The following is a 25,679-nucleotide window of genomic DNA, read 5'->3' on the forward strand; positions in this document are numbered from 1 at the left end:
GATGGCCGGTCAAGCAGAAAGCCAGGAAGCGGATTCAGCTGTCTATCCGACGGCAAAAGCCGGCTGGTTTTTGGTCATCATGCTGACCATCGCCTATATTTTCAGTTTCATTGACCGCTATATTCTGGGGCTGTTGATCGAACCGATCAAAGCTGATCTGGGGCTGACCGATGAACAAATTGGTTGGGTTATCGGTCCCGCCTTCGCAATTTTCTATGCCACTATGGGTCTGCCGCTGGGATGGCTGGTGGATCGGAGCAAGCGCACCTGGATTGTCGCCGCCGGCATATTTGTCTGGTCCTTTGCAACCGCCATATCCGGTCTCGCCAAGAATTTTTGGCATTTGTTTCTCGCCCGAATGATGGTGGGTGTCGGCGAAGCCACATTAAGCCCCTCGGCCATGTCGATGATCGCCGACAGTTTCCCGCCGGAAAAACGCGGCAAGCCGATTTCGGTCTATGTGGCGGCCCTGTCCTTAGGCAGCGGAATCGCATCGCTGATCGGCGGTGCGGTGCTCATCTGGGCGAAAACCACCACGTTTGTCACGGTGCCGGTTTTCGGCGATTTGGCCCCGTGGCAGATCACCTTTTTTGCGGTCGGATTGCCGGGAATATTATTGGCGGTAGTCTTCATGTTCATCAAGGAACCGCCCCGACAGGCGGCGGAACTGGACGATGATCTTGACGGGAACAGCATCAAGGATGCGCTGACCTATGTAAAGCGGCGTGCCGGAACCTATGGAACGTTTGTTTCCATGGCTGCGGTTATGGCCATTATTGCCTATAGTCAGGGTTTTCTGCCCGCGACGTTCGAACGGACCTGGGGTTGGCCTGCCGAAAAATATGCATTGATCAACGGCGTGATTCTGCTGACCTTCGGTCCTGCAACCGTATTCGTCACCGGTTATCTTTCTGACCGCTGGACCCAATCTGGAATAGAAGACGCGTCGCTGCGGTTGCTGATCATCGGTTATGTGATCATGATTCCGACCGGCGCGCTGGCCATGTTCATGCCCACGCCTGAACTGGCCTTTGTGATGTTGGCGATCAACACCGTTGGTATCGCGATGATATCGGGGATGGCGATCACCGCCTTGCTCGCGATCACACCGGGCCAGATCCGCGGGCAAGTCGTGGCGCTCTACTATATGGCCATCAGCATGGCCGGGCTGTTCCTTGGCCCTTCATCAGTCGGCGTTCTGTCAACACGGATATTCGGTGAGGAAAATATCAGATACGCGGTTGCTGCGCTTCCGATTGTCTATGGCTTTATCCCGCTACTGCTTATCCCATTGGCTATCCGCTTGTATCGAAAACAGTTGGATCATATCGCTGCCCAGCATACGGGATGATCTCGGCACAGGTACTTGGAATGTTGCAATGATCGCAATAATCGGCATCTCTTATACCAGCAGCCAAGCGACGCCGGAGCATGACTGTGCCAATTTTCGACGCAAATTTTTTAGGACGTCAACCATGCCAAACCTTCACTCGCGAATGCTCGCTTTGTTTCTTGCTTTCGTGCTGACGGCGTGTGCCACTATTCCGGTTGACTCTGCCATGCCGGTTAGTCGTCAGATCATTATCACCAATATTACTGCGATCGATGCGATTAATGGTGCGCGGAATGATGTCGACATTCTGATCGATGGCGAAACCATCGCTGCGGTCGGCAAAGATGTCGCCAGATCCGCCAGAAAGAATGCAACGCGCATTGATGGAACCGGTAAATTTGTCATACCCGGTCTGTGGGATGCGCATGTCCATCTTGCTTATCATCCGGATATTGATCACAAGATATTTTTCCCGTTGTCGATTGCGCATGGAATAACCTATTTGCGCGATACAGGGGGGCATCTGGACAAGCTGCAAGACGCCCGCGCTTTGGCGGCGGAAGATGCGATAACGCCGGATCTGTATATTTCCGGGCCGCTGGTCGACGGAAAAAAGCGCGTCTATGCGGGGCAGTCGGCGGGCACGCCCGACCTCTCCGTCGGCGTCGGCAGCCCGCAGCAAGCGATTCAGCAGGTTGATCAACTGGCAGCGCAAGGCGTGGATTTCATCAAGGCCTATGAAATGCTGTCCCCGGAAACATTGCAGGCTGTGACCGAGCGCGCATCATTCCACAAGCTGCCTGTTGCTGGCCACCCGCCCCTGGCCGTGACGGTCAGGCAAGCGATGGAGGCCGGGTTGAAAGACATCCAACATCTCCGCAATCTGGAAATAGCCTGCACCGGTAATCCCACCGAAATGCTCGCGGAAAGGCGGGCGCAAATCGCAGCTGATGATTCCGAATATGGCAACAAGCTCCGGTCGATTCTGCACCGCATGCAACGCGGGCCGGCACTGCTGGATCAGGACGAAAAGGTGTGCAACGATTTGATTGCACTGATGAAAACCAGAAATATTTCGCAGACTCCCACCCTCGTGGTCAGCCGGTTCCTCTCTCGCAAACTCTATGCTGAAAAGCGGTGGCAGGAGACATTTGCGTTGATGCCGAAATCGGTAAGCGAAAGATGGATGGCAGGCATCGCCCGGTTTGCCGGGCGCGAACCAACCCCCAGGGATATCGCCTATGATAAATGGCTGTTGTCGATGGTGAACCGGCTGAACGCATCTGGCATATCGATTTTGGCTGGCACGGATGCACCGATAGGCTATCTGACGCCAGGCCCCAGTTTGCATGAAGAACTCGCCATGTTGGTCGAAGCCGGCCTGACACCGCTGGAAGCAATCCGCGCCGCGACGATCACGCCGGCCGCCTTTTTCGGATTGCAAAATCGGCAGGGAACCATTGCCCGATCAATGGCAGCGGACCTAGTTCTGTTGACGGCCAATCCATTGGAAAATATCCGGAATACAACGGCCATTGAAGCGGTTATTAGAAATGGGCGATATTTGGACGATGAGAAGCTACAGCAGTTGAAATATGGGACGCCCAAATCGTGAATGTTGATTTTCGAGCACGGGTGAAAGAAGGATTGGCTTGATGTTGTGTAACTATGTCACTTTACCGAATGGTCAGCAGATTCACTATCGGCAGGCCGGTGAAGGTCCTCCGCTGATCATATTACACCCATCTCCACAAAGTTCGGAAGCGATGATGCCGGCCGTCAATGCCTTTTCCGATATCTGTACTTGCATCGCAATCGATACCGCCGGCTATGGGCTTTCCGATGACTTCAGCCGTGAACCGCGAACAATTGCCAACTATGCAGACAATCTGATTGCGGCGATCGATGCTATCGGAATCGATCGATTCTGTTTGTACGGCGCAGCAACCGGATCGCAAATCGCCATTGCCGTTGGCAAACAATATCCCAAGCGCATCAACCTCCTGATGCTGGATGCGAATGGCCATATCTCTGACGATGATCGGGCGGTCATGCTGGAAGGTTATTTCCCTGATGTCACACCCAAAAGAGATGGCAGCCACCTTCTGACCTATTGGGACATGTGCCGGGATCTCTTTGCTGCTTTCCCCTGGAATTCTGGCAAATTGGCCGACCAACTTAAAATAGATGTCCCGCCGGCGGGCCTCATTCAAGATGTAATGAATCGGTATCTGCAGGCAGGAGAAGGCTATGCAAAGGCTTATGAATTGGCCTTTTATACCGAGCATCGCGATCATATGGATGGATTGGACGTGCCCACGACGATGATGCGCTGGGCAGGCAGTCCGGTGGTTTCGATTGCCGATAATCTCGTCGCGCAAGGATTACCCGACTGCGTCGAATTGCTTCGGGCAGGGCTCCCTGTTGAAGAACGTTATTCGGTTCAGAAAGACAAGCTGCGGTCGGTGATCGAAACCCTTCCGCGGCAAGATATCGATCCAGCACAGCAGGTCGCATCCGGTAAAGATGCCTGGCACCGCACATATTTCGATACCGAATTTGGGCAAATACACGCCTACCGGAATCAGGCAAAAACCGGCACACCTTTGGTCCTATTGCATAGCGCAGGCGCATCCGCGAAGCAGATGCTGGACCATGCGATAGCTGATACCAATCACCGCCCTATTCTGGTTTTCGACCTGCCAGGGCATGGCGCATCTTTCAAATTGCCGGATCAAGACGATCTGCTTTTATCGCAATTCGCCGATCCCATCATTGCGGTCCTGGAAAAACTGGGACTGGCCTCAAGCGACATATTGGGTGCGGGCTTGGGCGGAGCGGTTGCGACGTTGATCAGCAAGCACTCCCCAACCGAGAATATGCAGCTGGTGGATACCAGCCTTTATCAGGCTGCAGACAAAAGCCGCATATTGTCGTTCGGATTTCCAGACCTAACGCCACAAATTGACGGAACCCATCTGGTGAGGGCGTGGTCCTGGGTTCGCGACAATATCAGATATGATCCATGGTTCGATCATTCCGCTTCCGCCTTGAGGCAACAAGATGCAGATTTGTCGCCCGAGAAATTGCATGAGCAGGTCGTCGATATCCTGAGAACGGGCGCAAGCTGGCACAGGTTGAAAATACTCGAATTGCAACACAGCTGATCTTGTCATCTTACCATCCTGCCGGCGCGCGCTCATCTCCTTCGTTCCGGGACAAAGTCGGGACCTGCAAATCCGTTGTCGCATTTGCAGGTCCCGAGAAATTTGGTGTGTGGGTGGGTTAGAGCACCACTTGTGCGCCAATCATCAAAATCGACGCCCATGAGATCAGGTATACCGGGGTCCTGAGACCTGGAATGCCGAACGTATAAACAACGGCGTGGGCAATGCGGGCGAAGAAGAAGATTTTCGCCCAGGTGCCAACGGTTTCAGCAATGGACGCATCACCGAGCAGGCCCGCTGCCACGATGACGGCCACAAAGGCCGGCATGGTTTCAACCATATTCAAATGCGCCCGTTTCGCGCGGTCCATCCACAAGGGTGTTTCAGGTTCTTCCCTTGGAAAATTGTCCGGATAGTTGGTCAAGAATGTGGGAATGCCCCAAACAAACATGCGACCAACAATATAAGGGGTCCACAAAAGGAGGGTGAGAATGCCGCTGAGGGCAAGATAATAATATGCGGTTTCCATGATGCGTTTCCTATGATGGGGCGGAGTGAGCCAATGACAGGCTCACTCCGCCGCAAGGTTTAAAGGTCGGTCGCTGCCGTGTGACGGATTGTCTTCCAGTTGGTCTCAGCCTTGGCGATCGCGCCTTCTGGATCCTTCTGGTAAGCTTTGAAAATGTCTTCGCTCAGGAAAACATAGAGCTTGCCATTGCGAACATCAGCCCAGCGTGGGTCGCCGTCAAATTTCTTGCCGACAGAAACACCAAAGGTACAGAAGCCACCATTTTGAGGCAGGAAGCCAGCAGGATTTGCTTTGAACATATCCAGATTGGCCTGACTGGCGAAATAATAAGCAACGCCGTCATGGACAGCGGCGAATTTTGCCGATCCTTCAATCCGGTTGCCGGTGTTGATAAATGCCACTGTGTCGACACCGTGCAGCGCAAGCGGTGCAGCTGCCGCGGTCAAGCCGGATGACACATTATATTCATCAGCTGCCATGGCTGGTGTTACGACGAAGGTTGCCAGTGCGATTGCGGCGGCGAGAGTTACGTTCTTAAACATGGTTCGTTCCTTTTCATTCAATTCTATTTTTGGGGAAAATCTCCCCGATGATTTTTGCAACCAAAATGGTCGCGTGCGTTGACGACAGAAAAATTGCTTCAAGCGAAATGATGTGACTGTGGGGGAGAAGACATGTCCAGCAGGGGGTGCTGAAAATCTTCGGAAATGGTTGTCACGTCTTTCGTTCGATGATTCGCTCCTTCAATGTCGTTGGAGCGGCTTTCTCTCAATTGAGACGATAAGACAATATGACCGGATTAGTTAGCGACTATTGATCAAGCCAATGGGACGATATGCAAACTTTTACAGCATTTGACGGTATAAAGTGGGTGCTACACCAAATTTTCCGGAAAAGGCGCGAGTGAACGCTGCTGGTGATTGATAGCCGGTTTGCACGGCCACTTGCTGGACGGAGCAGTTGCTATGGTCGAGGATCGAAAGCGCTTTTTGAAGGCGCCAGTCCGACAGGTAAGACATTGGGCCTTGCCCAACCAAATCGCCAAATCGTTCTGCAAAACGGCTTCGGGACATGCCGACTTGCCGCGCGAGTGACTCCACGGTCCATGATGCGGTCGGTTCCCGGTGCATGAGTTCCAGCGCATGCCCGATTTGGGGGTCCTGAAACCCTCTTAGCGATGCGCCAAACTCTTCCTGCGTTTCTATTCCTGCCCGTAGCAGTTCGATGAACATGATTTCCGATAACCGGCGGACCGAGGCACCGGACCCGACATTGTCCGAGAACATCTGGCGGTTTATCAAACGCAATATCTCGTCAAGCCAAGGATTTTGTGCACGCATTGATGCGGTGGTGAGCAAGTGATCGGGAAGCGATCGCAAGATGGGATGATCTGCATTTTTCCGAAAAGTGAAGTGGCCGCAAATCAGTTGAGTCGAGGCCGCGTCATTACCTTCTCCGACGACAAGCACACCATCACCGTCATATTGAACCGCTTCCAGGACATGTTCGAGCGGCGGCGCATCCTCGACAGGACTGTCCGATAATATATGGGTCTGTCCATTGGGAATCAGGATCAGATCGCCGGGTCTCAATATAATGGCTGCTTCGCCGGGAAGCTTCACATGGCATTGTCCCTGCACAACCAAATGAAAGCGTGCGGCCTGTTCGAGAATGGGCACAGTAACCGACCATTTCCCAGAAAAATCAGTCCGAAAATAAAGCGCGCCCTTGAGATCGAGCGTATCCAAAATGTCGTTGAGAATATCCATAGTCGGATATTAGGATCTCACTCTTCGTCTCACAATAGCCAATGAATGCCCTATTTCTCTCAGAGATGATGCAGATCGTCCGGCAGAGGGGATTTGAACCTTGTCGCGCGCTATTTTGGAAAAAAGTGAAACGAGGGATTGACTTGCCGCAAATTACATCTATCTACATACATATAGATTAACAAGGCATCGATATGACTGATACGAAAACAAAGATTCTCGATCTTGCAGAGACGTTGACCCAGACCAAAGGATTCAATGGATTCAGCTATATTGATCTGGCGAACGCAATTGGCATAAAGACCGCCAGCATACACTATTATTTCAAGGCCAAGGACGATTTGGCGGCGGCGCTGGTTGAACGCATCCACGAAAAACATTCCGAAGGTTTTCAAGCGATGGAGGCAGGGCATGACACACCGGACGCCCGGCTAAAGGCGCTGATTGCCTATTTTCAGAACTATATCACTGATAAAAAATTCTGTCTTTGCGGGATGATGGCTGCCGAGCTGCAATCGGTCAGTCCGCGCGTGGCAAAGCTGGTCCAATCCTATTTCAAAGATTTTCAAACCTGGTTGCAGCGCCAGTTCGAGCAGGCAGGTAAAAAGGATCCTGATCGCCTCGCCATTGGATTTTTAAGTGCATTGGAAGGGTCACTCCTGTTGGGGCGACTTAATGGTGATCCCTCGGTCATCCCCGATGCCTTGCAGGACTATGTCACGCCGTAACGCCCCTTTTTTTACCACCAATACCTATATATATATCGATAGATTAGAAGGAGACTATGAAGAAACTTTTCCCCCTACTGCCTGTCGCCGTGCTGCTGATGCTGCCGGTCACGGGCGCTTATTCCCAAACCCCCAACCAAAGGACGAATAACATGTCAAATACTGAAATTACCCAAGAAACACAGGCCGATGAAGCCCAGAGCTTTGCTGACTATGAAGAGATTGCCAAGGCTTTGCTGCCTTATATCGAGGCTGCCAAGACCGGTGACGGCGAACTCAGTCGGACCGCCTTTTATGACCATGCGCATATCGTGGGCTCGATCGGCGGCGAAGTTTCTTATCCGGACGCTGATGCCTTTGCTGAAGACGTAACCAAAACCGGCGCGTCACCGGATATCAAGAGCCGCATTGCATGGATCGATATCTCTGGTCCCGCTGCTGCAGCCAAGGTTGAATTCATCAACTGGGCTGGACTGCGCTTCACCGACTTTTTTGTCCTCTACAAAACCGATGGCCAGTGGAAGATCAGCGGAAAAGTCTACGACTCCCACTCGAATAACTAACCCTCCCCCAACCCAAAGAAAAGAAAGAGATTATCATGACCAATTTTTCAGTACACACTCAAGAAACTGCGCCTCAAGGCAGCAAAGAGACTCTCGCGAATGTTGAGAAAGCCTATGGTTTTCTTCCCAACCTGATGGCGACATTTGCTGAATCGCCAGCTGCGCTAGAGGCCTATGCCGCCATTTCCGGCATTTTCGAAAAGAGCGATTTTACCGCTACCGAAAAGCAGATCATATTGATGACCAATAACCGTCTGAATGGTTGCACCTATTGCATGGCAGCGCACACCACGATTGCTCAGATGCAGGGCGTGCCCGCAGATGTGATCAAAGCTTTGCGTGACGGTTCCTCGGTTGAGGATCCCAAGCTTGAAGCATTGCTGACCTTTGCTGCACAGGTGAACGAACAGCGCGGCGTGCTGGATCCACACGACATCGATGCGTTTCTTGCTGCTGGCTATACCAAGGCCAATGTTCTGGAAGTGATTGTTGGGACCGCGATGAAAGTCATGTCCAACTACACCAACCATGTTGCTGACACGCCAGTGGACGACAATTTCCAAGCCAATGCCTGGACGGCTAGGGAACTGGAAAACGCATAGCAATAATTGGGCCGCTTCCTTCGTTTGGAAGCGGCCCATTTTCTGTGATCAACAGACAGGTTGTTCTGGGAACAGAATGGAACTGTCCAACAAACAGTGCGATTGAAAGTATGGGGTTGCACGCAGGCGAGCAAAGCTGATAGCTGGCTCCGGCATCAGCACCGGAGAGGCGCGAGGCAGGCGATGCGAACAGAATATTGGAATCTTGCACCCATAAATGACAGTCATCTGACTGAAATTCTCGCGCTCAATCAGAAATATCAACATCTGCTATCGCCGCTAAACATGCCAGAGCTGCAGACAATCTTGAGTCATTGTTTCTATCATCGCTGTGTCGAGAGAGGCAAGGCCTTCCTGCTCGCAATGGATGACCGGTCCGAATATGATGGCGAGAATTTCCGGTGGTTCAAGAAACGCTATGAGAATTTTGTCTATATTGACCGTGTTGCGATTGATGAAAGCCTCCAGCGACGCGGTGTGGCGATCGCTCTTTATCAAGACCTTGAACGAGAAACCCGCACGGCCGGGCGTGCCTATCTTTGCGCCGAAGTCGATCTGGTGCCGCCCAATAAAGCGTCGCTGGACTTTCATGACGCAATGGGTTTCGCTCGTCTAGGCACAAGAGTCATGAAGGAAAAAACCGTTCAGTATTTTGCCAAAGCGGTTTGACGATAACCTCTTCATAGCCGGTGCTCCTGGGCGCGGGCGTCACCGGAGAACCATGCCTGGGTGCGCCGCTCAATTCAGAAAATGACCGGTAAGACGACTGATCCAATCGGTCCGCTGAACCTCGCAGTATCAGGAATCCAATCACCGCATCATCGGCACCGGCAGAGGGCTTGTGAGTACGGCGGATTGCTGTTTTTTCGGCAAAGCGGTTACCGCCCCAGCGGTTGATTCGGTATAAACACCCCTTCGATACATATTATAACCCTCACAAGATCAGCGAGTTAGAGAGAAAATTGATAAATCTATTGATATATAGATAGGTTCGACATACATGGGTTTTGACACAGTGAGTAATGTCGATCTTGAGAGCTCGTCGCCGACGCGCGGAGACCTTCAGGCAAATGAATGAACCGATTAAGAAAAAGGAATGAAGACCAATGTTGGGAACTTATTATCATGATCGCGGACACGTCAAAGTCGGCAACGTCCCCGAACCACAACTGATTCAAGACAATGACGCGATCGTTCGCGTAACGCTCGCTGGCATTTGCGGCGCTGACCTTGATTTCGTGAATAACGGTCCGGAAGCTGGCGTTATGCAGGGCATGCGTCTTGGGCACGAGTTTGTTGGTGTTGTTGAAGCGATCGGCAAGGACGTCACTAATGTGAAGGTTGGTGACCGCGTGGTCGCATCGGCAATGTTTGTCGATGGCGAATGCCACTTTTGCAAGCGTGACTTCAACTCCGCCTGTGAACATGGCGGTCTGTTCGGGTCGCCGATGTTTGCAGAGCATGGCGGCAATGACATCCAGGGCGGACAGTCTGAATATGTCCGCGTTCCTTATGCGAATTCGACCTTGTTTACATTGCCGGAAGGTCTCGCGACCGGTGCGGAAGACGCTCGCGCTCTGCCACTCGCAGACAATTTCGCGACGGGCTATCACGGGGCCTTGAACGCCAATATTCAAAAAGGCGGCACCGTTGTCGTGATTGGTGACGGCGCCGTAGGTCAAAGTGCGGTACTGGCCAGCAGCAAGCTGTTCGACGCCGAACAGGTTGTTCATGTCGGCCGCCATGACGGTCGTCTGGAATTTAGCCGTACCAAAGCCGGCGCGACGCACACGGTCAACGGCAAGACGGGTGATCCCGTTGCGTTCGTCAAAGAACTGACCGGCGGATATGGTGCATTGTCAGTCATCGATACGGTAGGCAATCAGGCATCGTTGAAGCAAACGCTCGATATGTCGCAAGCGGGCGGTAAGATTAGTGTTCTGGGCTTCGGTCATCTGTTTGCCCCGGTGGACGCACCCTATTCAGAGGCGCTTTTCCGGAATCTCACCATTCACACAGGCGTGGTCAATGTACCGGCCTATATGCGCACTTTGCTGCCGCTTGTGGAGGCGGGCAAGATCGATCCGAGCATCATCTTTACCGACATCCTGCCGCTTGCAGATGCAGAGCAAGGCTATGACCGCATGCTGAAGCGTTCCGATGGCACCATCAAGGTTGCCCTCAAGAACTGACGCTTCTGCTCAAGCCGGCACCATTGACCCAGGCAGCGTTCGCGGTGCCTGGGTCCTCACAGCCACCACGACCAATCCTTCCCCCAAACCGAAAGTATCCCCCATGACCAAATTATTCGAAAACGGAACCCTTGGCGATATCCCCGTCAGCAATCGCGTCTTGATGGCGCCGCTCACAAGAAATCGAGCCCATGGCGACGGCACGCCGCATGAAATGGCCGTAAAATATTATACGCAGCGTGCCAGTGCCGGCCTGATCATTACCGAAGGCGCGCAGATTAGCCCCGAAGGCCAAGGATATCTGAACACGCCAGGTATCTACAATGAAAAGCAGAAGGACGCCTGGGCAAAAATCACGCACTCTGTCCACGCCGCAGGCGGAAAGATGGTTTTGCAGCTCTGGCATGTCGGCCGGATCAGTCATGACTCGCTGCTTCCTGCAGGCTCTCAACCGGTCGCACCGTCGGCTATTCAGGCGACTGCAGATACCTTCACCGACAAGGGTGTTGAGAATGCTTCCGTTCCACGGGCGCTCGATCTCGCAGGCATCAAAGCTGTTGTCGCAGACTATGTTCGTGCAGCCCAGTTGGCGATGGAAGCGGGATTTGACGGCGTCGAAGTGCATGGCGCAAACGGCTATTTGCTAAACCAGTTCATATCATCCCATACCAACGTCCGAGACGATGAATATGGTGGCAGTCCGGAAAACAGAGCGCGTCTCCTTCTGGAAGTTGTTGATGCTGTTGCAGCCGAAATCGGACATGGCCGTGTTGGTGTGCGTTTGTCGCCGACCGGAACGTTCAATGACATCAAGGATGACCAGGCGGCAGATAATTACAGCTATATCTATGCGGAGCTGGGCAAGCGCAATCTCTCCTATCTGCACGTGGTTGAGCGTTTTCCCGGTTATCCGGTTTCGGACAGTGAAGAACAACTGCTCGGCGGTTTGCGCGGCAATTTTGAGGGCAACTATATTGCCAACGGCAATTTTGAAAAAAGTGCTGCTGAAGCCGCTCTGCAAGATGGAGTCTTCGCGGTCTCGTTTGGACGGCCGTTTATTTCCAATCCTGATCTGGTCGAAAGACTCAAACAGGACACGAGCCTGGCCGAAGTTGATGAAACCACCCTATATGGTGGTGACGAGAAAGGCTATTCCGACTACCCGACACGCGAAGAAGCCTATCAACGCACGGTTATGGAAATGGTCTGAAACACCTGGAGGCTAGCGGGCTATCGCTAGCCTCCAGACCGGATCGATAATCCGGTTTTGCGCTATGTGTGCACCGTCCGGGATCCTGTTGGTTCAACAGACAAACTAGCATGTCGCATCCCGTCCACGCAGGCCACTAGGTCCGTATTATCGGACGGTTTGACTGGCATTTCGCGCGCTGGCCAAGTCGCGGACGAATTTCTGATATTCAATCTCTCGCCCGGCCTGATCGGGAATACGCAGCAGGAAGGCGGGATGAACGGTGATCAAAAGGCGCTGGTTCTGGCCGAGATCAAACAGCTTGCCGCGATAGCGGGCCACGGTGATTTTCTGTCCGGTCAAAGACAGCGCCGCGGTACTGCCCAGCGCGATGACAATTTTCGGTCGAACCAGTTGCCGTTCCCTATCGACCCACCAGCTGTAATATTCGACCTCGGCGGCGGAGGGTGTCTGATGGATGCGGCGCTTGCCCCGCTGGATAAATTTGAACCGTTTGACCGCATTGGTCAGGAAGATTTTCTCCCGGTCGATATTGGCGGCGGACAGGGCGCGATCGAGCATCCGTCCGGCGGGACCGACGAACATGCCGGCTTGCCGGTCTTCCTCATCACCGGGCTGCTCGCCGACGACCATCAGATCCGCCGGTTGCGGTCCTTCGCCGCGAACAACGGTGCTGGAGAAATGATCCATGGGCGCATCATCCCGCTGTTCGAGCAGGTCATAAAGCGCAGGGAGCGATGTTGGGTTTGCGGGTTCCTTCGATCGCGTCCAGTCCGTTCGGCTGTCAGACAGGACAGGGTCGACCGGTTTGTCGATCATGTCTGATGTTCGGTTCTCGGCCTGTTCAATCAGCCCGGCTATCAGCTGCGCTTCGGGCAGGTTGCGCCAATATTTCATCGGCATTTCAGACTTCATCGCCTGCACCTTGACGCGCGCGGGATTGAAAATGCTGGCATAATAGGACCGCCATTCGTCCTCGACGCTATCCTGCTGCGGGCCATCATTCCTGTTGCCGCCCGGTCCATAGGCCAGCGCCTGACCGTCCCAGCCGATGCTGCATTCCGGCGTCACGATCAGCCAGTCCATGCCGGCAAAGCGGTTGCGAAAAAAGGGGCGACGGCGGCGGTGATGTGATGGTCGGGTTCAAACCAGGCGACAAACTGTTCGCGTCCAGCCTGTTCGCCAACTTTCCGGAAGCGGACAAAGGCATGCATTTTGTGGATATCGCGGCGCACGGACTTGGCCAGACCATAGAGCGTTTTGACATCGGAGTCGGCCGGGTTGAGATGGATTTTCGGCTCTGACTGGGCCCGCCAGACCAGCCGGTAAGCCAAATCAAATCGCGTGGGTTCGCTGTGTAACAACGCCGTCTTGATGTCGCGTAGCAGGGGTTTGGCAATGCGCATGTCCAGTGACTGCGGAGCGATTGGCAGCTCGGCATGGGGCGTCAGGTCCAGACCCTCCGGGCGACCCGCAATCTTCCATTGCAATTGGATGGGGGGAATGCGTGCAGAGCAGGCCCGGCGCGCGGCCTCTCGCCAACCGTTAAAATCAGTCTCGCTGGACAGCGATGCCTGATAATCTGACGGGGTTGCCAAGGCGCGCCCATGGTTCATCCCGCAAACAGATCGAGTTGTTTCGGCGGCGGCTTCATCCGTTCATAGAGACTGAGCGAATCCAGTTGCTTGCCGGGCGTCCAGTCGCGCGCGGTGACGAATGGCAGCAGTTTTTTCACCGACTGACAAATCTGTTCGAGGTCTGCCAGACGCAATTGCGAAAACCGTCGCGCCCGGAGGATTTTCTTGGCACCAGTAACGCCGAGACCCGGCACGCGCAGCAGCATTTCCTTGTCCGCCCGGTTCACATCGACCGGAAATTGATCGCGGTTCTGAATGGCCCAGGCCAGTTTCGGATCAATCGCAAGATCGAGATGTCCGTCGGTCCCGCCTTGCAATATTTCATTCACCGAGAAACCGTAAAAGCGCAGCAGCCAGTCGGCCTGATACAGGCGGTGTTCCCGCATCAGGGGTGGCGCTTTCAGCGGCAAGCCGGATGCGCCATCGGGGATCGGGCTGAAGGCGGAATAATAGACCCGCTTCAATCCATATTGGCCGTACAGGCCATGGCTGGTTTTCAATATCCGGCCATCATCCGAATCATCAGCGCCGATGATCATCTGGGTGCTGTGGCCACCGGGCGCGAATAACGGCGCTTTGCGCGACTCTTTGCGCTCGGCCTTTGCATCGCTGATCCGGCTGTTCAAATTGGCCATGGTATTGCGAATTTTTGCGCCATTTTTCTCCGGCGCCAGTTTCGCGATCGCCTTGTCGCTCGGCAGTTCGATGTTGATCGACAATCGATCGCTGTACAATCCTGCCTGCCGCAGCAATTCCGGATCGGCCTCGGGGATGGTCTTGAGATGAATATATCCGCCGAACCGGTGCTCAACCCGCAACCGGCGGGCAACTTCGACGAGCTGTTCCATCGTGTGATCCGGGCTGCGCAAAATACCCGACGATAAAAACAGCCCTTCGATATAGTTGCGCTTATAGAAATCGAGCGTCAGATCGACCACTTCCTGAATGGTAAAGGCCGCGCGCTGGACGTTGCTCGATGTCCGGTTGATGCAATAGAGGCAATCGAACATGCAATAGTTGGTCATCAGAATTTTGAGCAACGAGATACAACGCCCGTCCGGTGCGTAGCTATGGCAGATGCCCATGCCGGTGGTCGATCCAATCCTGCCCGATTGCAGGCTGTTGCGCTTCACTGACCCGCTCGAGGCACAGGACGCATCATATTTTGCAGCATCAGCAAGGATTGCCAGTTTTTCGGCGCGATTCATTTTTGGCATGGGCCGTCCATACACAATGTTCTATATATGTTCTACACTTGTTTGTGTCGGGAACAGTTTTTTTGGAGCAGACATCGGACCGGACTATCCGGCTGGCATATGGTCCGGGCGACGCGAAAAGCGACCGGCCTGACCAACAGACGAATAAACTACCAAGAAGATTGGTGATGGCCGTTTGAAGTTATACCATTTGCTGTTCTCCTGACCGAACATGCTCTACTCTCGATGGGCACAATGGGAATCACAGCTATGACCGACTTGAATATCTCTCATCCCGCCCCAGGCACAGCCGCACAAAAATTTCTGGACAGGACGGCGCATCAAATTTTCTGCGGCGGGCAGTGGATGGATGCATCTTCGGGAGCGGTTTTCGACACGCTCGACCCGGCAACCGGTGCGGTTATCGGGCAGTTGCAGCGCGGCGGAGAAGCCGATGTCGACAAGGCGGTGACCGCTGCGCGACAGGCTTTTGAAGAGGGGCCGTGGCCCCGCATGACGCCGATGGAGCGCAGCCAGGTTCTCTGGAAAATCGCAGATCTGCTGGAAAGCCATATTGACGAACTGGCTGAGCTGGAGACGCTTGATCAGGGCAAGGCGCTCTATGTCGGCCGCTGGGCAGAGATTCCCGGGGCGGTGAATCAGTTTCGGTATTTCTCGGGACTGGCAACCAAGATCGAAGGTGCCACCATTCCAACCTCGATCAACTATCAGCCGGAAGGCAAAGAGGTCTTTGCCTATACGCAGAAGGAACCGGTGGGCGTTGTGGGTGCGATCGTGCCGTGGAACTCGCCTCTGGTTTTGACGGCCATGAAGCTGGCACCCGCTTTGGCGGCCGGCTGCACCATCATCCTGAAGCCGGCTGAGAATACATCCCTGACGGCTGTGCGTTTGGTTGAACTGATGCAGGAAGCCGGCTTGCCGGACGGCGTCATCAATCTGGTGACCGGATATGGCCACGAAGCCGGAGCGGCGCTGGCCGAGCATCCCGGTGTCGACAAGATTGCCTTTACCGGCTCGACGCAAACCGGGCGCGCCATTTTGAATGCCGCGCAAGGCAATCTCAAACGGGTTACGCTGGAACTGGGTGGAAAATCGCCCGTGATCATCATGCCCGATGCCGATATCGAGGCGGCAATTGCCGGTTCTGCCAATGCCATTTTCTTCAATGGCGGGCAGGTCTGTATTGCCGGATCCCGGCTCTATTGTCACCGCTCGAACCTCGACAAGGTTGTCGAAGGCATTGCAGCGATCGGAGCGCAGATCAAGCTCGGACATGGGCTGAATCCCGACACCCAGATGGGACCGCTGGTGTCCCGGGACCATAGCGCCAAGGTCGCGGATTATATCGCTGACGGCACCAAGGCCGGTGCCAGTCTGGTGTGCGGCGGAGAGACGACCGGGCCGAATGGCAGCTTCGTGACGCCGACGGTTTTGACCGATGTTTCTCCCGATATGCGGATCGTGCGGGAAGAGATTTTTGGTCCTGTGCTTGTGGTCACCGCTTTTGATGAGCCCGATGAGGTCATCGCGGCGGCGAATGACAGCGACTATGCGCTCGCGGCCGGCGTCTGGACCGAAGGGTTGAGCAACGGGCTGCGTTTTGCAAACCGTCTGAAAGCGGGCACGATTTGGATTAACGGCCATGCCATGTACGACGCGTCATTGCCCATTGGCGGGATGAAACAATCGGGCTGGGGGCGAGATAGCGGCCAGGCCGCACTCGAAAATTATCTCGATCTGAAAACGGTCTGCGCCATTATCTGAACCCGTATCTGAACCGGCGGCCGGTTTGATCGGCGCCCGGCTGGGGCGGTGCAAGTCCGAAAAATGAAAAAGGGCGCTTCCGGTTCAGGAAGCGCCCTTTTTGCGTGACGAAATATGTGCCGGCTATCGGATCAGAAGCGGACCTTGGTCGTGACCCCGAAGGACCGCCGCTCCCCAAAAAACTCCCCATATGTGTTGCCGAAGGGAAGCAGCACAACAAAGGCGTTGGACAAATATTTCTTGTCGAAAAGGTTCCGCGCCCAGATGCTGACATCGATATTGTCAATCGAGACACCTGCGCGGCCGTTCACCAGGAAGCGGCTCGGGATCACACCGGTATTGCCGCTATCCGCAAAGAAATCGCTCTGCCAGCTGAGGTCGGACCGGATGAAATAGCTTCCATCATCGCCGAGCGGACCATCCCATTGGGCGCCAAAGGACGCTTGTGTTGGGGCTTGGCGCTCGATTTCATTGCCGCCGATATTGCCGTTTGAATTACAGACAATGTCATCGCATGGCGGGTCGGATGTCACACCGGGATCCCGAGCATAACGCGCGTCGACGGTCCCGCTGCCATATTCCGCTTCCGTATGCGAGAATGTCGCATCAAAGCTGAGATTGTCTGTGGCCTGGAAACGAGCGGCCAATTCAACCCCGTAAACCGTCGCATCACCAAGGTTCAGGGTGATGTTGACCGCATTGGGGTTGGCGGCGTCGGGATCCGGGGAGTTGATTTGAATGTCGCTCCAGTCGGTGTAGAAGATCGAAGCATTCAAGGTTATCCGGCCGTCTGCCAGCGTGTTTTTCGAACCCAGCTCGTAAGTCCAGTTGAACTCCGGACCAAAGACCCGGTTATTGGGATCAATCGCGGTTGCATTGAACCCGCCCGCTTTGGCGCCCCGGGCAACCGTGGCATAGACCAGCGATTCATCGGTGAGATCATGTTCCACCGTGACCCGCGGCGTGAACACCTTGAACGTATCATTCAGCGTTAGCGTCCGCCGATTATCATCGGTGGTGATCTCGGTTTCCGAATAGCGGCCTTCCGCACCGATGCGGGTCGCGCCATCCGGTGACGTCCATTGGAGTTCCCCGAACACCGAAATGACTTCGGTCGTGGTCGTGGCGTCTTGCAATGTTATACCGAACGGGCCGGGTTGAAAGGCGCCACCAACCGGAACGGGTGTTCCGGGAACGGTCACAATATTATTAGCATCGGTGATGACCGGCAGACTGAGACTGTTGAACCGGAAATTGTCAACACCGTCAGACAGGAACCCGCCAATTGCACCGCGGAACGCGCCGCCATTGTCAAAGGTTAGCCGCAATTCGTGGGTATCATAATCGATATCGCCAAGCGGCGCATTCTGGAAGTTACACAGCGCATCAAAGGCGGGCGGCCCAACCAATGTACCGCAATTGATCGGGTCCGGCTCGCCGCTGGTTGCGATGTCGACATCACCATTCACATTGCCAAAGGTATAGTCGATCGTCAGACTATCGGTGATCTCCAGATTGGCATTGAAGCGGAAAATTCCGGTTTCCGCTTGTGCACCATAGCCACGCGGATCGTTCAGCGTCGTGTCCGCCGGTGCCGGTAACTCGCCGCAGATCAGCGGCAGCGTTGCGGGCGCAAAGAAAATGCTGCGCGCGTTGCCACAATTGCCGTCGCCGGTCTGTTCCGCGAGATAATTGGATGCCCGCGCCTCATTTTTCACGTCAAAGAAATTATAGGAGGCTTCAACCGTGAACCCTTCTGAAAATTCTGCAATGGCTGAGACGGAAATGGCCTGATTTTCCCAACCGCCAACATTGCCGCGCGTGCTGGGACCGGGAATATCGACATTGGCAAAAGGATGACGGTTTTCCCAGCTGCCATCATAAGTGGAATAGTCATAGGACGCCGCCAGTGCGAAATAGTCGTTGACCGAGAAATTGACAAAGGCCCCTATGTCGCGCCGTTTGTCGATGCCGACCGTGCCTTCAATCTCTCCCGAGATATCGCCATCAATCGTGGCTTTTTTGGGCAGATAGTTGATTGCACCTGAAAACGCATTGCGGCCGTAGCGGGCGCTTTGCGGCCCTTTGACCACCTCAATCCGCTGCAGGTTAGCGGTGCCGAGATCGACCGCCCAAGACCGCGGAATATAGATGCCGTCGAAAAACGCAGAGACGTTGGACTCGAGAGCGGTGACCCGAGCGGTTGCCTGGCCACGGATGACCGGTTGCGCAAATCCGCCCGAAAAATCCTCGAAGCTGAAGCCTGGCGTGAAGCGCGCTACATCATCCAGTTCCTGGATCGATTGGCGAGCAATGTCATCTTCGCTGAAGGCGGTGATCGCCAATGGAACGGACTGAATATTTTCCTCGCGGTTCCGCGCGGTGACGACGATGACGCCACTGTCTGCGTCCGAAGCGCTGTCCGCTTCCTGTGCTTGCGCCTGTGCGGGTAGTCCCGCGGTCAGCACAACAGCCAAAGCCATCAAACTGGTCTTATTAACAAATGTCTTCATCATACACTCCCTCGCATCCTGTCTGTAAGGATGAGGCATTATTGTGAAACTTTGTTGCCTCGGACCTTTTATGAAACAGAGTTGTGTTGATGAACTGACGCTTATGTAAAATGCCCGACTGTCGGATAGTTATCCCAGTTGATTGGGGAAATGCCGTTCATGATTGTTGCCATACCAGTCCGCGATCTCTTCCCGTTTCGGCCACCAAACGCCTGTTTTGGATTGTGCATGGGCGATAAATTCCCGCAGGGCCCGGACGCGGTGCGCCCGGCCAGACACATGGGGATGAAGCCCGATATTCATGATCTCGAGCGGTTTTCTGGCCATCCGCATATAGCGCATCAAATTCTTCGATAAGCTGATCCCGGAACTGGTCCGTGGTCAGGCTCTGGCGCGTGACCATGGTAAAGTCGTTGATGACATTGGAATAAGGCACGCCGACAATTGGGCCATGTTGGGTGCGGATCATGAATGGCTGATCATCGTTCATGATGTCGCAGTAGAATTTGAAGCCTTGGTCGGCGAGAATACCCGGCGTATTGAGCGTGCCGCGAAGGGAGGAGGACAGCCAGCCGACGGGACGCTTTCCGACATGTTTCTCGTACATTTCGATTGACCGCAAAATCACGTCGCGCTCCGCTGCCTCGTCATGCGCGAAATTGGTCAGCAGCTCGCCCTGCTCAAAATTGTGCGCCAGCAGTTCCCAGCCGCGATCAAGCGCTGCGGAGGTCATCTCGCTGCGGCGTTCGAAGGTAACCGCGTTGGTCGTGCAACTGGCCGCGATTCCCATCTCATCAAAAAGATCAAACAGGCGCCAAATGCCAACCCGCTGGCCATATTCGCGCCAGGTGAAATTGGGATAATCCGGCGTATTGCCTGGCAAAATGTCCGGCAGAATGGCTGGCCCCCCGGCATAATAAGGCTTGTCGGTATCTTTGGTCAGATCCCAGGTTTCGAGATTGAAGGTGAATATGATCGCGAGGCCTTCTCCCCCGGCCATTGGATGGGATTGCGCTTCGGGAGTGGGACATAGTCATATTCAAGCATATGTGGTTCCTAAAAGTCTTCCATGAGTCGGCCGAAGCCAGAAATTTGATCGGTGATTCCATTTTGCCGAAGCGCGTTCCAGTAGGTTGCGGTATTGATCGCAATGACCGGTTTGCCAAGATACATTTCGGCTGCTGCAGCGAGGCGCATCATTGAGAGATTGGTGCCCACTTGGACCAGTGCATCAATGTCGTCGCCGTCAAGTTTCCGGAGTTCTGCGCGCAAGGTTGCGGTTGGGACCTGGGCGATCGCGGTCCAGCTCGGACAGCGCAGGCAGGTGTCCCGAACAACATCAATCCCGTGATCTGCCATAAACTGCGCCACATGGGCGTTGGCGCTGGGATAATAGGGGGAAAGCACGGCAATTTTCTTTACGCCACCATAAGCATTGAAGGCTTCGATCAGCGACTGGGATCCAGTGCATAATTTGAGCCCCGCTTCGCGTTCGATATTCTCGCGCCATTTTTGTGCACCCTCGGCACCGCCATAAAAGGTGACTGCTGACATTCCCATCACCAGATAGTCGGGATTGCAGGTCAGTACCCCGCGGACCGCGTCGAGCGTATTGCGGGAAATTTCGAGGGTGCCGGCCATGAAGGTTTCATCGGAAATGGCCTGGGCATCTTCGACCACGATTCTGGCTATAATGATTGGTTACGCCGCGCACGCGCAGATCATCAAAATCGGGTTGCACCACCGTATTGGTTGACGGGCCGAGGACGCCAAATAATTTTCGGGAACCCAACACATCCGGATCGGGGCGCGGCTTGAGCGGCATCAGGCGACCTTTTTTCCTGCTCCAGGCTTTCAATCATGGATTGGCGCAGCAGGAATTCGCGGCGCGCGTCCGGATCGCTGTGCACCCGTTCCATCTCGGCTTTGCGCCGTCCATGTTCGCCATTTTCGCCTTCCGAAAGATAGGCCATGTTTCTGATCGTCTGGGCCTGGATGAAGTCATGGGTCGTGGTATGTCTTTGGCGCTCAAAAATCCCGAGGCAATCGTCGGCATCGGCATCGCTATTGTAGATGCGGTCAAATTTGTCGCACAAGTTAAACGCATCATGTATTCCGCTATTCATGCCAAATCCGCCAATTGGGTTGTTGAGATGCGCGGCATCGCCAATGATGGCCACCCGGTCATGCATGAACTTCTTGGCCACTCTCTGGTGGACGCGATAGATCGTGCGATGCGCGGTTTCGACGGCTTCTCCGTTGCCGACCAACCGGCCAAATACATCATTTTTCTTGCCATCTGACAAGAGTTCCGAATCCGGCTGCTCTTGCTTGGCCGGAACCAGAACACGCCACAGCGATGGCACTTTCAGCAAGACCATCCATTCCTGGGGGTCGGACACGTAATTCACATGACAGAGATTGGGCAATTTTTCTTCGAGCGGCTCTTTCGTGGTGAAGCATAGAAATTTTTCCGGATAGGTGAACCCGTCAAAGTCGGTATCCAGCCATTTGCGGATAATGCTGTTCGAACCGTCTGCGCCGATCAAATAATCTGCGCGGATTTGCACGATTTCATGCGGGGTTTCGGCATAGACGTCGATGCCCATCTGGTCCTGGTGAAAGCCGACCACCCGGTGATCAAACCGCACATCGGCGCCTGGCAGGTTTTGCACACCGTCGGACAGCATGCGCGACAAATGATATTGTTCGCACTGGATGCGATAGGGAAAGCGGGTCTGATCCGCGATTTCGGTCATGTCGAAATCGATCACTTCACCGGTCTTGCGTTCCCGGAAATGGTAGATTGGCGCCTTTAATCCTTTCGCGATCAGCTTGTCTGTAATGCCAAACTGGTCGAGCATTTCCAATGTCGGAGGATGAAAGGTCGATGCTCTGAGATCGAGCGCACAATCACCACCGGATTCCAGCAGAATGACATCAATGCCCTTGCTGGCCAGATAATAAGCAGCAACGCTTCCCACCGGGCCTGCGCCCGCTATGACGATCTGTGTTTTCAGATGCTGCATGTGCTACTCCATCTTTGCTCCGGTCACGGGCATAGGAAATGATCCAGCGCGCGAGAGGGGTTATTGGCCCAGTCTCCGCCCTGCGGTAATGATGTTGCCAAAACTATCCGTCGAGTGGATATTAAAGCCGCCGATCTCCTGTTTGTTGGTCAGCCCGCGTAACAGGAGGGCGAACTTAAGAGGATTGAGAATCATGGCTTTGAACAAACGCCCCCTTCGCGAAGTGACCCAGCAGGACATTGACGACTACGAACGCGACGGCGTGGTTTGCTTGCGCAGCGTCCTCGACCGGGACTGGATTGATCTGCTCGAGCCGATCGCCCGGGAAGTGATTATCGACAAGAAGGATGTCGGCCTTCTGCCGACGATTCCTGGGCGCTACATGGCGCGGTGTATTGAAGAATACCGGAAATTCATTTTTGAATCGCCGATTGCGGAAGTGGCCGGAAAGGTCATGCAGTCCAAGGATATCCGGTTTTTCTTTGATGAGTTTTTCGCCAAGCCGCCGCAATCAGATGCCAAGACCCTGTGGCATTGCGATCGCATGGGATGGCCGGTGACCGGAACCATGGTGCCCTCAATCTGGATACCGCTAACGCCGATCGTCAAAGCCAATTGTCTGGAGGTTCTTGCCGGGACACAGCATGATGATGTGCCCTATTGGCTGTTCTCGCCGAACGCGCGGAAAATGATCAAGCCCGATGACCGCGTTCCACATCCCGAAATCGAGAGCAAACGCGGCGATCCAAATTTGCGCTTTCTGTCTTGGGATATGGATCCCGGTGACTTGTTGATCGTCCATCCCTGGGTGCTGCACTATTCCTCCGGCAATCCGACCGATGATTGGCGTGTGGCAATTTCGGAGCGGGTTTTTGGCGATGATATCCGCTGGGCCCCGCGTCCCGATTGCGTCAATCTGGCGGGCGTGAGTTTTGACGAGATGCTCGATGGCGAAAAACCCGAAGGCAGTCACTTTCCGTTGCTTTGGAGCGAAGAGGGAACAGCGGATGACGACAGCCACTTCCCGCGCGGCTTTGCGACCCGCTGGCCAAAACGTGAGATGCAGGGCGTGAACGAATATAAAGCATTCCAGCAGCTGAAAGTGAAAGAGGATGCCGGGCAATTGTCGAAAAAAGATACCGCTCCGGCAAATTGAAGATTGGGCACCGACATGGCTTTGGCTTCTCTCATGCGGGCGCGCTTGGACAAGCACGAGATTGTGGTCGCTCCCGGCGTCTATGATGCGTTCAGCGCCTATCGCGCCGAAATTGCCGGATTTGAAGCCGTGTTTGTGTCCGGATCGGCCTTGGCCGCTGCGCATCTCGGGCGTCCGGACATTGGCCTGCTGACCGCCAGCGAAACGGCCGATATTGTTGCGCGCATTGCGGACCGTATTTCCATCCCGATGTTTGTTGATGCGGATCAGGGCTTTGGCAATCTCTTCGCCGTTGGCCGCACCGTCAGGGCTTTGGAGCGGGCCGGAGCGGCGGCAATCCAGATCGAGGATCAGCTGGAAGTCAAGTCTCCAGATGCGCCAATGGCACGGCCGCTGATTTCCAAACAGGTGATGATCGATAAGATAAAGGCGGCGCGCGATGCGCTTCACGACCCCGATACTATCATCAGCGCACGCTCCGATGCGATGATGTCAGAAGGTTTCGACAAAGCCATGGAGCGCGCTCACGCCTATGCCGAAGCCGGCGCCGATATGCTGTTCGTTGAATCGTTGACGACGCAGAAGCAGATGATGGATCTGACGGCGCAACTGGGCGACACGGTTCCATTGTTACACAATTTTTTGCGACCCGATGATGATGTGCAGGCTACGAAAACCGCAGAAGAACTGGGCTATAGCGTGGCGCTTTTTCCGGCCGTTGGTTTGGCATCGGTGGGGCAGGCGCTGGATGAAAGCTTTGCAAAACTCCAATCAGAGTCCCGACTGGACCGCACTGGCCCGGTCATAGATCGCCTTGGGAGCGACGCCTATCTCAACCAGAGGAACCGCCGATGATGAAGTTATTCTATTCCCCGTTTCACAGTTTCATTCACAAGGTTTTGGTGACGGCGCATGAATGCGGCCACTGGGATGCCATCGATTTCATACCGACATTCCCGTTCAAAAATCTCGACGGCGAAGATCAGGGCGATGCCTATAGTATCGCGGCGCTGAATCCTCTCGACAAAGTGCCGACGCTGGTCACCGAGACCGGGCAAGTGATCTATGGCAGTCAGGCGGTATGCGAATATCTCGATAGCCATAGCAAAGCGAACAAAATGTACCCCGTCGCTGGTCCGGCCCGCTGGGACGCCATCACACGGCTGGCGCTTGGTGATACGATATTCGAGACGACGGTACAGATGGTCGCCGAACAATGGCAGGTGCCCGAACAATGGAACATGCGGGTTTTTGAATCGCTGTGGCCAAAATATATCCGGTCCTTGGACCGACTGGAACAACAGGCTGCCCGATGGGACAGTTTTGATATCGGCCACGCTGCTTTGCTGCACGCGATAAGCTATCTCGGTTTCCGGGCGGAATTCTATGAAGCCAAGGACCCGATCCACCCGGATTTCCGATGGCGCGAAGGTCGTCCTGCCTTGTCAGACTGGTTTGACGAAGCGATAGAACGGCCATCGGTCCAGTCCCATTATAATCGCGATTTCGAAGGCGATACGAGCGCCGATCGGTGCCAGCAAGCCGTCCGGGATGTCCTGGCGTTGCAACAGGAGCACGGGACATGATTGATTTCTATTACTGGCCGACCCCAAATGGGCACAAGACAGCCATTGCGCTGGAGGAATTTGGTCTCCCCTATCGGGTCAAGCCGATCAACATCCTGAAAGGCGAACAGCACACGGCGGAATTTCTCGCGATCAGCCCCAATAATCGCGTTCCGGCGATAGTGGACCATGATGGCCCCAATGGCCAACCGCATGCCGTCTTTGAATCGGGTGCGATCTTTCTGTATCTGGCCGGGAAAACCGGAAAATTCTGGCCCGAAGACCCGGCCGAGCAATCGGTGGTGACACAATGGCTGTTTTTCCAAAATGCCAGTATCGGACCGATGTTTGGTCAGTGCGGATATTTTAATGGCTATGCAAAAGAGCGAGTCGAGCATGGCATAGAGCGTTATTGCGGCGAGACGAAACGGCTTTATGGCGTCATCAATAAGCGGTTGAAGCACCAGAACTATCTCGCGGGCAGCGGCTATTCGATCGCTGACATGTCGACCTTTCCGTGGATGACCCCAAAGCAGCAAAATCTGCATGGCATCGATATTGAGCAATTTCCGGATGTCCAGCGCTGGCTTTCGACCGTGGGCGATCGCCCGGCGGTTCAGCGCGGGCTTGCGGTCATGGCCGAGGACATGAAAGTCGGCAATCCGACGGATGAAACGTTCGAAGTGATGTTTAATCAGAAATGAT

23 protein-coding genes and 1 pseudogene are annotated in these 25,679 nt (G+C 54.5%); 14 read left to right on the forward strand and 10 right to left on the reverse strand.

What is annotated here, in order from left to right; genetic code table 11:
• Window position 1 precedes the first annotated feature (1 nt).
• The 3 genes from ACZ1GS_RS03970 to ACZ1GS_RS03980 all read left to right on the forward strand — a co-directional run bounded on the left by ACZ1GS_RS03970 (window position 2) and on the right by ACZ1GS_RS03980 (window position 4,500).
• Window positions 2-1,351 carry an MFS transporter gene (locus ACZ1GS_RS03970; RefSeq protein WP_472697194.1) on the forward strand — a complete coding sequence of 450 codons (1,350 nt, stop codon included), beginning with the start codon at window positions 2-4 and terminating at the stop codon, window positions 1,349-1,351.
• Between the two features lie 124 nt (window positions 1,352-1,475).
• Window positions 1,476-2,948 carry an amidohydrolase family protein gene (locus ACZ1GS_RS03975; protein ID WP_472697195.1) on the forward strand — a complete coding sequence of 491 codons (1,473 nt, stop codon included), beginning with the start codon at window positions 1,476-1,478 and terminating at the stop codon, window positions 2,946-2,948.
• A 40-nt stretch (window positions 2,949-2,988) separates the two neighbouring features.
• The gene (locus ACZ1GS_RS03980) at window positions 2,989-4,500 is read left to right on the forward strand and encodes an alpha/beta fold hydrolase (protein ID WP_472697196.1); all 1,512 of its coding nucleotides are present in this window, start codon (window positions 2,989-2,991) and stop codon (window positions 4,498-4,500) included.
• Window positions 4,501-4,618: 118 nt separating this feature from the next.
• On the opposite strand, the gene ACZ1GS_RS03985 is transcribed toward ACZ1GS_RS03980, so the two are convergent.
• The 3 genes from ACZ1GS_RS03985 to ACZ1GS_RS03995 all read right to left on the reverse strand — a co-directional run bounded on the left by ACZ1GS_RS03985 (window position 4,619) and on the right by ACZ1GS_RS03995 (window position 6,798).
• The gene (locus tag ACZ1GS_RS03985) at window positions 4,619-5,029 is read right to left on the reverse strand and encodes an MAPEG family protein (RefSeq protein WP_472697197.1); all 411 of its coding nucleotides are present in this window, start codon (window positions 5,027-5,029) and stop codon (window positions 4,619-4,621) included.
• Window positions 5,030-5,088: 59 nt separating this feature from the next.
• Window positions 5,089-5,673 carry a YHS domain-containing (seleno)protein gene (locus ACZ1GS_RS03990; protein ID WP_472697198.1) on the reverse strand — a complete coding sequence of 195 codons (585 nt, stop codon included), beginning with the start codon at window positions 5,671-5,673 and terminating at the stop codon, window positions 5,089-5,091.
• A gap of 201 nt (window positions 5,674-5,874) precedes the next feature.
• Window positions 5,875-6,798, reverse strand: coding sequence for an AraC family transcriptional regulator (locus ACZ1GS_RS03995; protein ID WP_472697199.1), 924 nt, complete (start codon window positions 6,796-6,798; stop codon window positions 5,875-5,877).
• A gap of 194 nt (window positions 6,799-6,992) precedes the next feature.
• Here ACZ1GS_RS03995 and ACZ1GS_RS04000 point away from each other — a divergent pair, with 194 nt between their 5' ends.
• From ACZ1GS_RS04000 to ACZ1GS_RS04025, 6 genes are all read left to right on the forward strand, one after another.
• Window positions 6,993-7,526, forward strand: coding sequence for a TetR/AcrR family transcriptional regulator (locus tag ACZ1GS_RS04000; RefSeq protein WP_472697200.1), 534 nt, complete (start codon window positions 6,993-6,995; stop codon window positions 7,524-7,526).
• A gap of 56 nt (window positions 7,527-7,582) precedes the next feature.
• Window positions 7,583-8,089 (forward strand): nuclear transport factor 2 family protein, encoded by a 507-nt coding sequence (locus ACZ1GS_RS04005; protein ID WP_472697201.1) that lies wholly within the window; start codon window positions 7,583-7,585, stop codon window positions 8,087-8,089.
• A 35-nt stretch (window positions 8,090-8,124) separates the two neighbouring features.
• Window positions 8,125-8,691, forward strand: a complete 567-nt coding sequence (locus ACZ1GS_RS04010; protein WP_472697202.1) for a carboxymuconolactone decarboxylase family protein — start codon at window positions 8,125-8,127, stop codon at window positions 8,689-8,691.
• A gap of 183 nt (window positions 8,692-8,874) precedes the next feature.
• Window positions 8,875-9,360 carry a GNAT family N-acetyltransferase gene (locus tag ACZ1GS_RS04015; protein ID WP_472697203.1) on the forward strand — a complete coding sequence of 162 codons (486 nt, stop codon included), beginning with the start codon at window positions 8,875-8,877 and terminating at the stop codon, window positions 9,358-9,360.
• Window positions 9,361-9,797: 437 nt separating this feature from the next.
• A complete protein-coding gene (locus ACZ1GS_RS04020) occupies window positions 9,798-10,883 on the forward strand; it encodes a zinc-dependent alcohol dehydrogenase (RefSeq protein WP_472697204.1) in 1,086 nt (361 codons plus the stop codon).
• 103 nt (window positions 10,884-10,986) lie between these two features.
• On the forward strand, window positions 10,987-12,093 hold the full coding sequence (locus tag ACZ1GS_RS04025) for an alkene reductase (RefSeq protein ID WP_472697205.1): 1,107 nt from the start codon (window positions 10,987-10,989) through the stop codon (window positions 12,091-12,093).
• 147 nt (window positions 12,094-12,240) lie between these two features.
• On the opposite strand, the gene ACZ1GS_RS04030 is transcribed toward ACZ1GS_RS04025, so the two are convergent.
• The 3 genes and pseudogenes from ACZ1GS_RS04030 to ACZ1GS_RS04040 all read right to left on the reverse strand — a co-directional run bounded on the left by ACZ1GS_RS04030 (window position 12,241) and on the right by ACZ1GS_RS04040 (window position 14,947).
• Window positions 12,241-13,008, reverse strand: coding sequence for a UdgX family uracil-DNA binding protein (locus ACZ1GS_RS04030; RefSeq protein WP_472698060.1), 768 nt, complete (start codon window positions 13,006-13,008; stop codon window positions 12,241-12,243).
• Between the two features lie 15 nt (window positions 13,009-13,023).
• Window positions 13,024-13,709, reverse strand: a pseudogene (locus ACZ1GS_RS04035) (TIGR03915 family putative DNA repair protein); the annotation flags it as partial.
• Window positions 13,706-14,947 carry a putative DNA modification/repair radical SAM protein gene (locus ACZ1GS_RS04040; protein WP_472697206.1) on the reverse strand — a complete coding sequence of 414 codons (1,242 nt, stop codon included), beginning with the start codon at window positions 14,945-14,947 and terminating at the stop codon, window positions 13,706-13,708. The gene ACZ1GS_RS04040 and the pseudogene ACZ1GS_RS04035, both read right to left, overlap by 4 nt.
• A 249-nt stretch (window positions 14,948-15,196) precedes the next feature.
• Between ACZ1GS_RS04040 and ACZ1GS_RS04045 the strand changes: the two genes are divergently transcribed.
• The gene (locus tag ACZ1GS_RS04045) at window positions 15,197-16,711 is read left to right on the forward strand and encodes an aldehyde dehydrogenase family protein (protein ID WP_472697207.1); all 1,515 of its coding nucleotides are present in this window, start codon (window positions 15,197-15,199) and stop codon (window positions 16,709-16,711) included.
• Window positions 16,712-16,842: 131 nt separating this feature from the next.
• On the opposite strand, the gene ACZ1GS_RS04050 is transcribed toward ACZ1GS_RS04045, so the two are convergent.
• The 4 genes from ACZ1GS_RS04050 to ACZ1GS_RS04065 form a co-directional block, all read right to left on the reverse strand.
• Window positions 16,843-19,194, reverse strand: coding sequence for a TonB-dependent receptor (locus tag ACZ1GS_RS04050; protein WP_472697208.1), 2,352 nt, complete (start codon window positions 19,192-19,194; stop codon window positions 16,843-16,845).
• A 187-nt stretch (window positions 19,195-19,381) separates the two neighbouring features.
• Entirely contained in the window at window positions 19,382-20,224 is an 843-nt protein-coding gene (locus ACZ1GS_RS04055) for a polysaccharide deacetylase family protein (RefSeq protein ID WP_472697209.1), read from the reverse strand.
• A gap of 56 nt (window positions 20,225-20,280) precedes the next feature.
• On the reverse strand, window positions 20,281-20,904 hold the full coding sequence (locus tag ACZ1GS_RS04060) for a maleate cis-trans isomerase family protein (RefSeq protein WP_472697210.1): 624 nt from the start codon (window positions 20,902-20,904) through the stop codon (window positions 20,281-20,283).
• A 44-nt stretch (window positions 20,905-20,948) separates the two neighbouring features.
• Window positions 20,949-22,253: an FAD-dependent oxidoreductase gene (locus tag ACZ1GS_RS04065; RefSeq protein ID WP_472697211.1), complete on the reverse strand. Its 1,305-nt coding sequence runs from the start codon at window positions 22,251-22,253 to the stop codon at window positions 20,949-20,951.
• A gap of 193 nt (window positions 22,254-22,446) precedes the next feature.
• On the opposite strand from ACZ1GS_RS04065, the gene ACZ1GS_RS04070 reads away from it, so the two are divergent.
• Genes ACZ1GS_RS04070 through ACZ1GS_RS04085 form a run of 4 tightly spaced genes read left to right on the forward strand, consistent with a single transcriptional unit; the run spans window position 22,447 to window position 25,678 of the window.
• Complete coding sequence (locus ACZ1GS_RS04070) at window positions 22,447-23,409, forward strand: phytanoyl-CoA dioxygenase family protein (RefSeq protein WP_472697212.1); 963 nt, start codon at window positions 22,447-22,449, stop codon at window positions 23,407-23,409.
• A gap of 15 nt (window positions 23,410-23,424) precedes the next feature.
• Window positions 23,425-24,264 carry an isocitrate lyase/PEP mutase family protein gene (locus ACZ1GS_RS04075; RefSeq protein WP_472697213.1) on the forward strand — a complete coding sequence of 280 codons (840 nt, stop codon included), beginning with the start codon at window positions 23,425-23,427 and terminating at the stop codon, window positions 24,262-24,264.
• Window positions 24,261-24,995 carry a glutathione S-transferase family protein gene (locus tag ACZ1GS_RS04080; protein WP_472697214.1) on the forward strand — a complete coding sequence of 245 codons (735 nt, stop codon included), beginning with the start codon at window positions 24,261-24,263 and terminating at the stop codon, window positions 24,993-24,995. The genes ACZ1GS_RS04075 and ACZ1GS_RS04080 overlap by 4 nt, the downstream gene beginning before the upstream one ends.
• Window positions 24,992-25,678: a glutathione S-transferase family protein gene (locus ACZ1GS_RS04085; RefSeq protein ID WP_472697215.1), complete on the forward strand. Its 687-nt coding sequence runs from the start codon at window positions 24,992-24,994 to the stop codon at window positions 25,676-25,678. The genes ACZ1GS_RS04080 and ACZ1GS_RS04085 overlap by 4 nt, the downstream gene beginning before the upstream one ends.
• Window position 25,679: the final 1 nt, after the last annotated feature.

It is taken from the genome of Parasphingorhabdus sp. W113, from assembly GCF_055693205.1.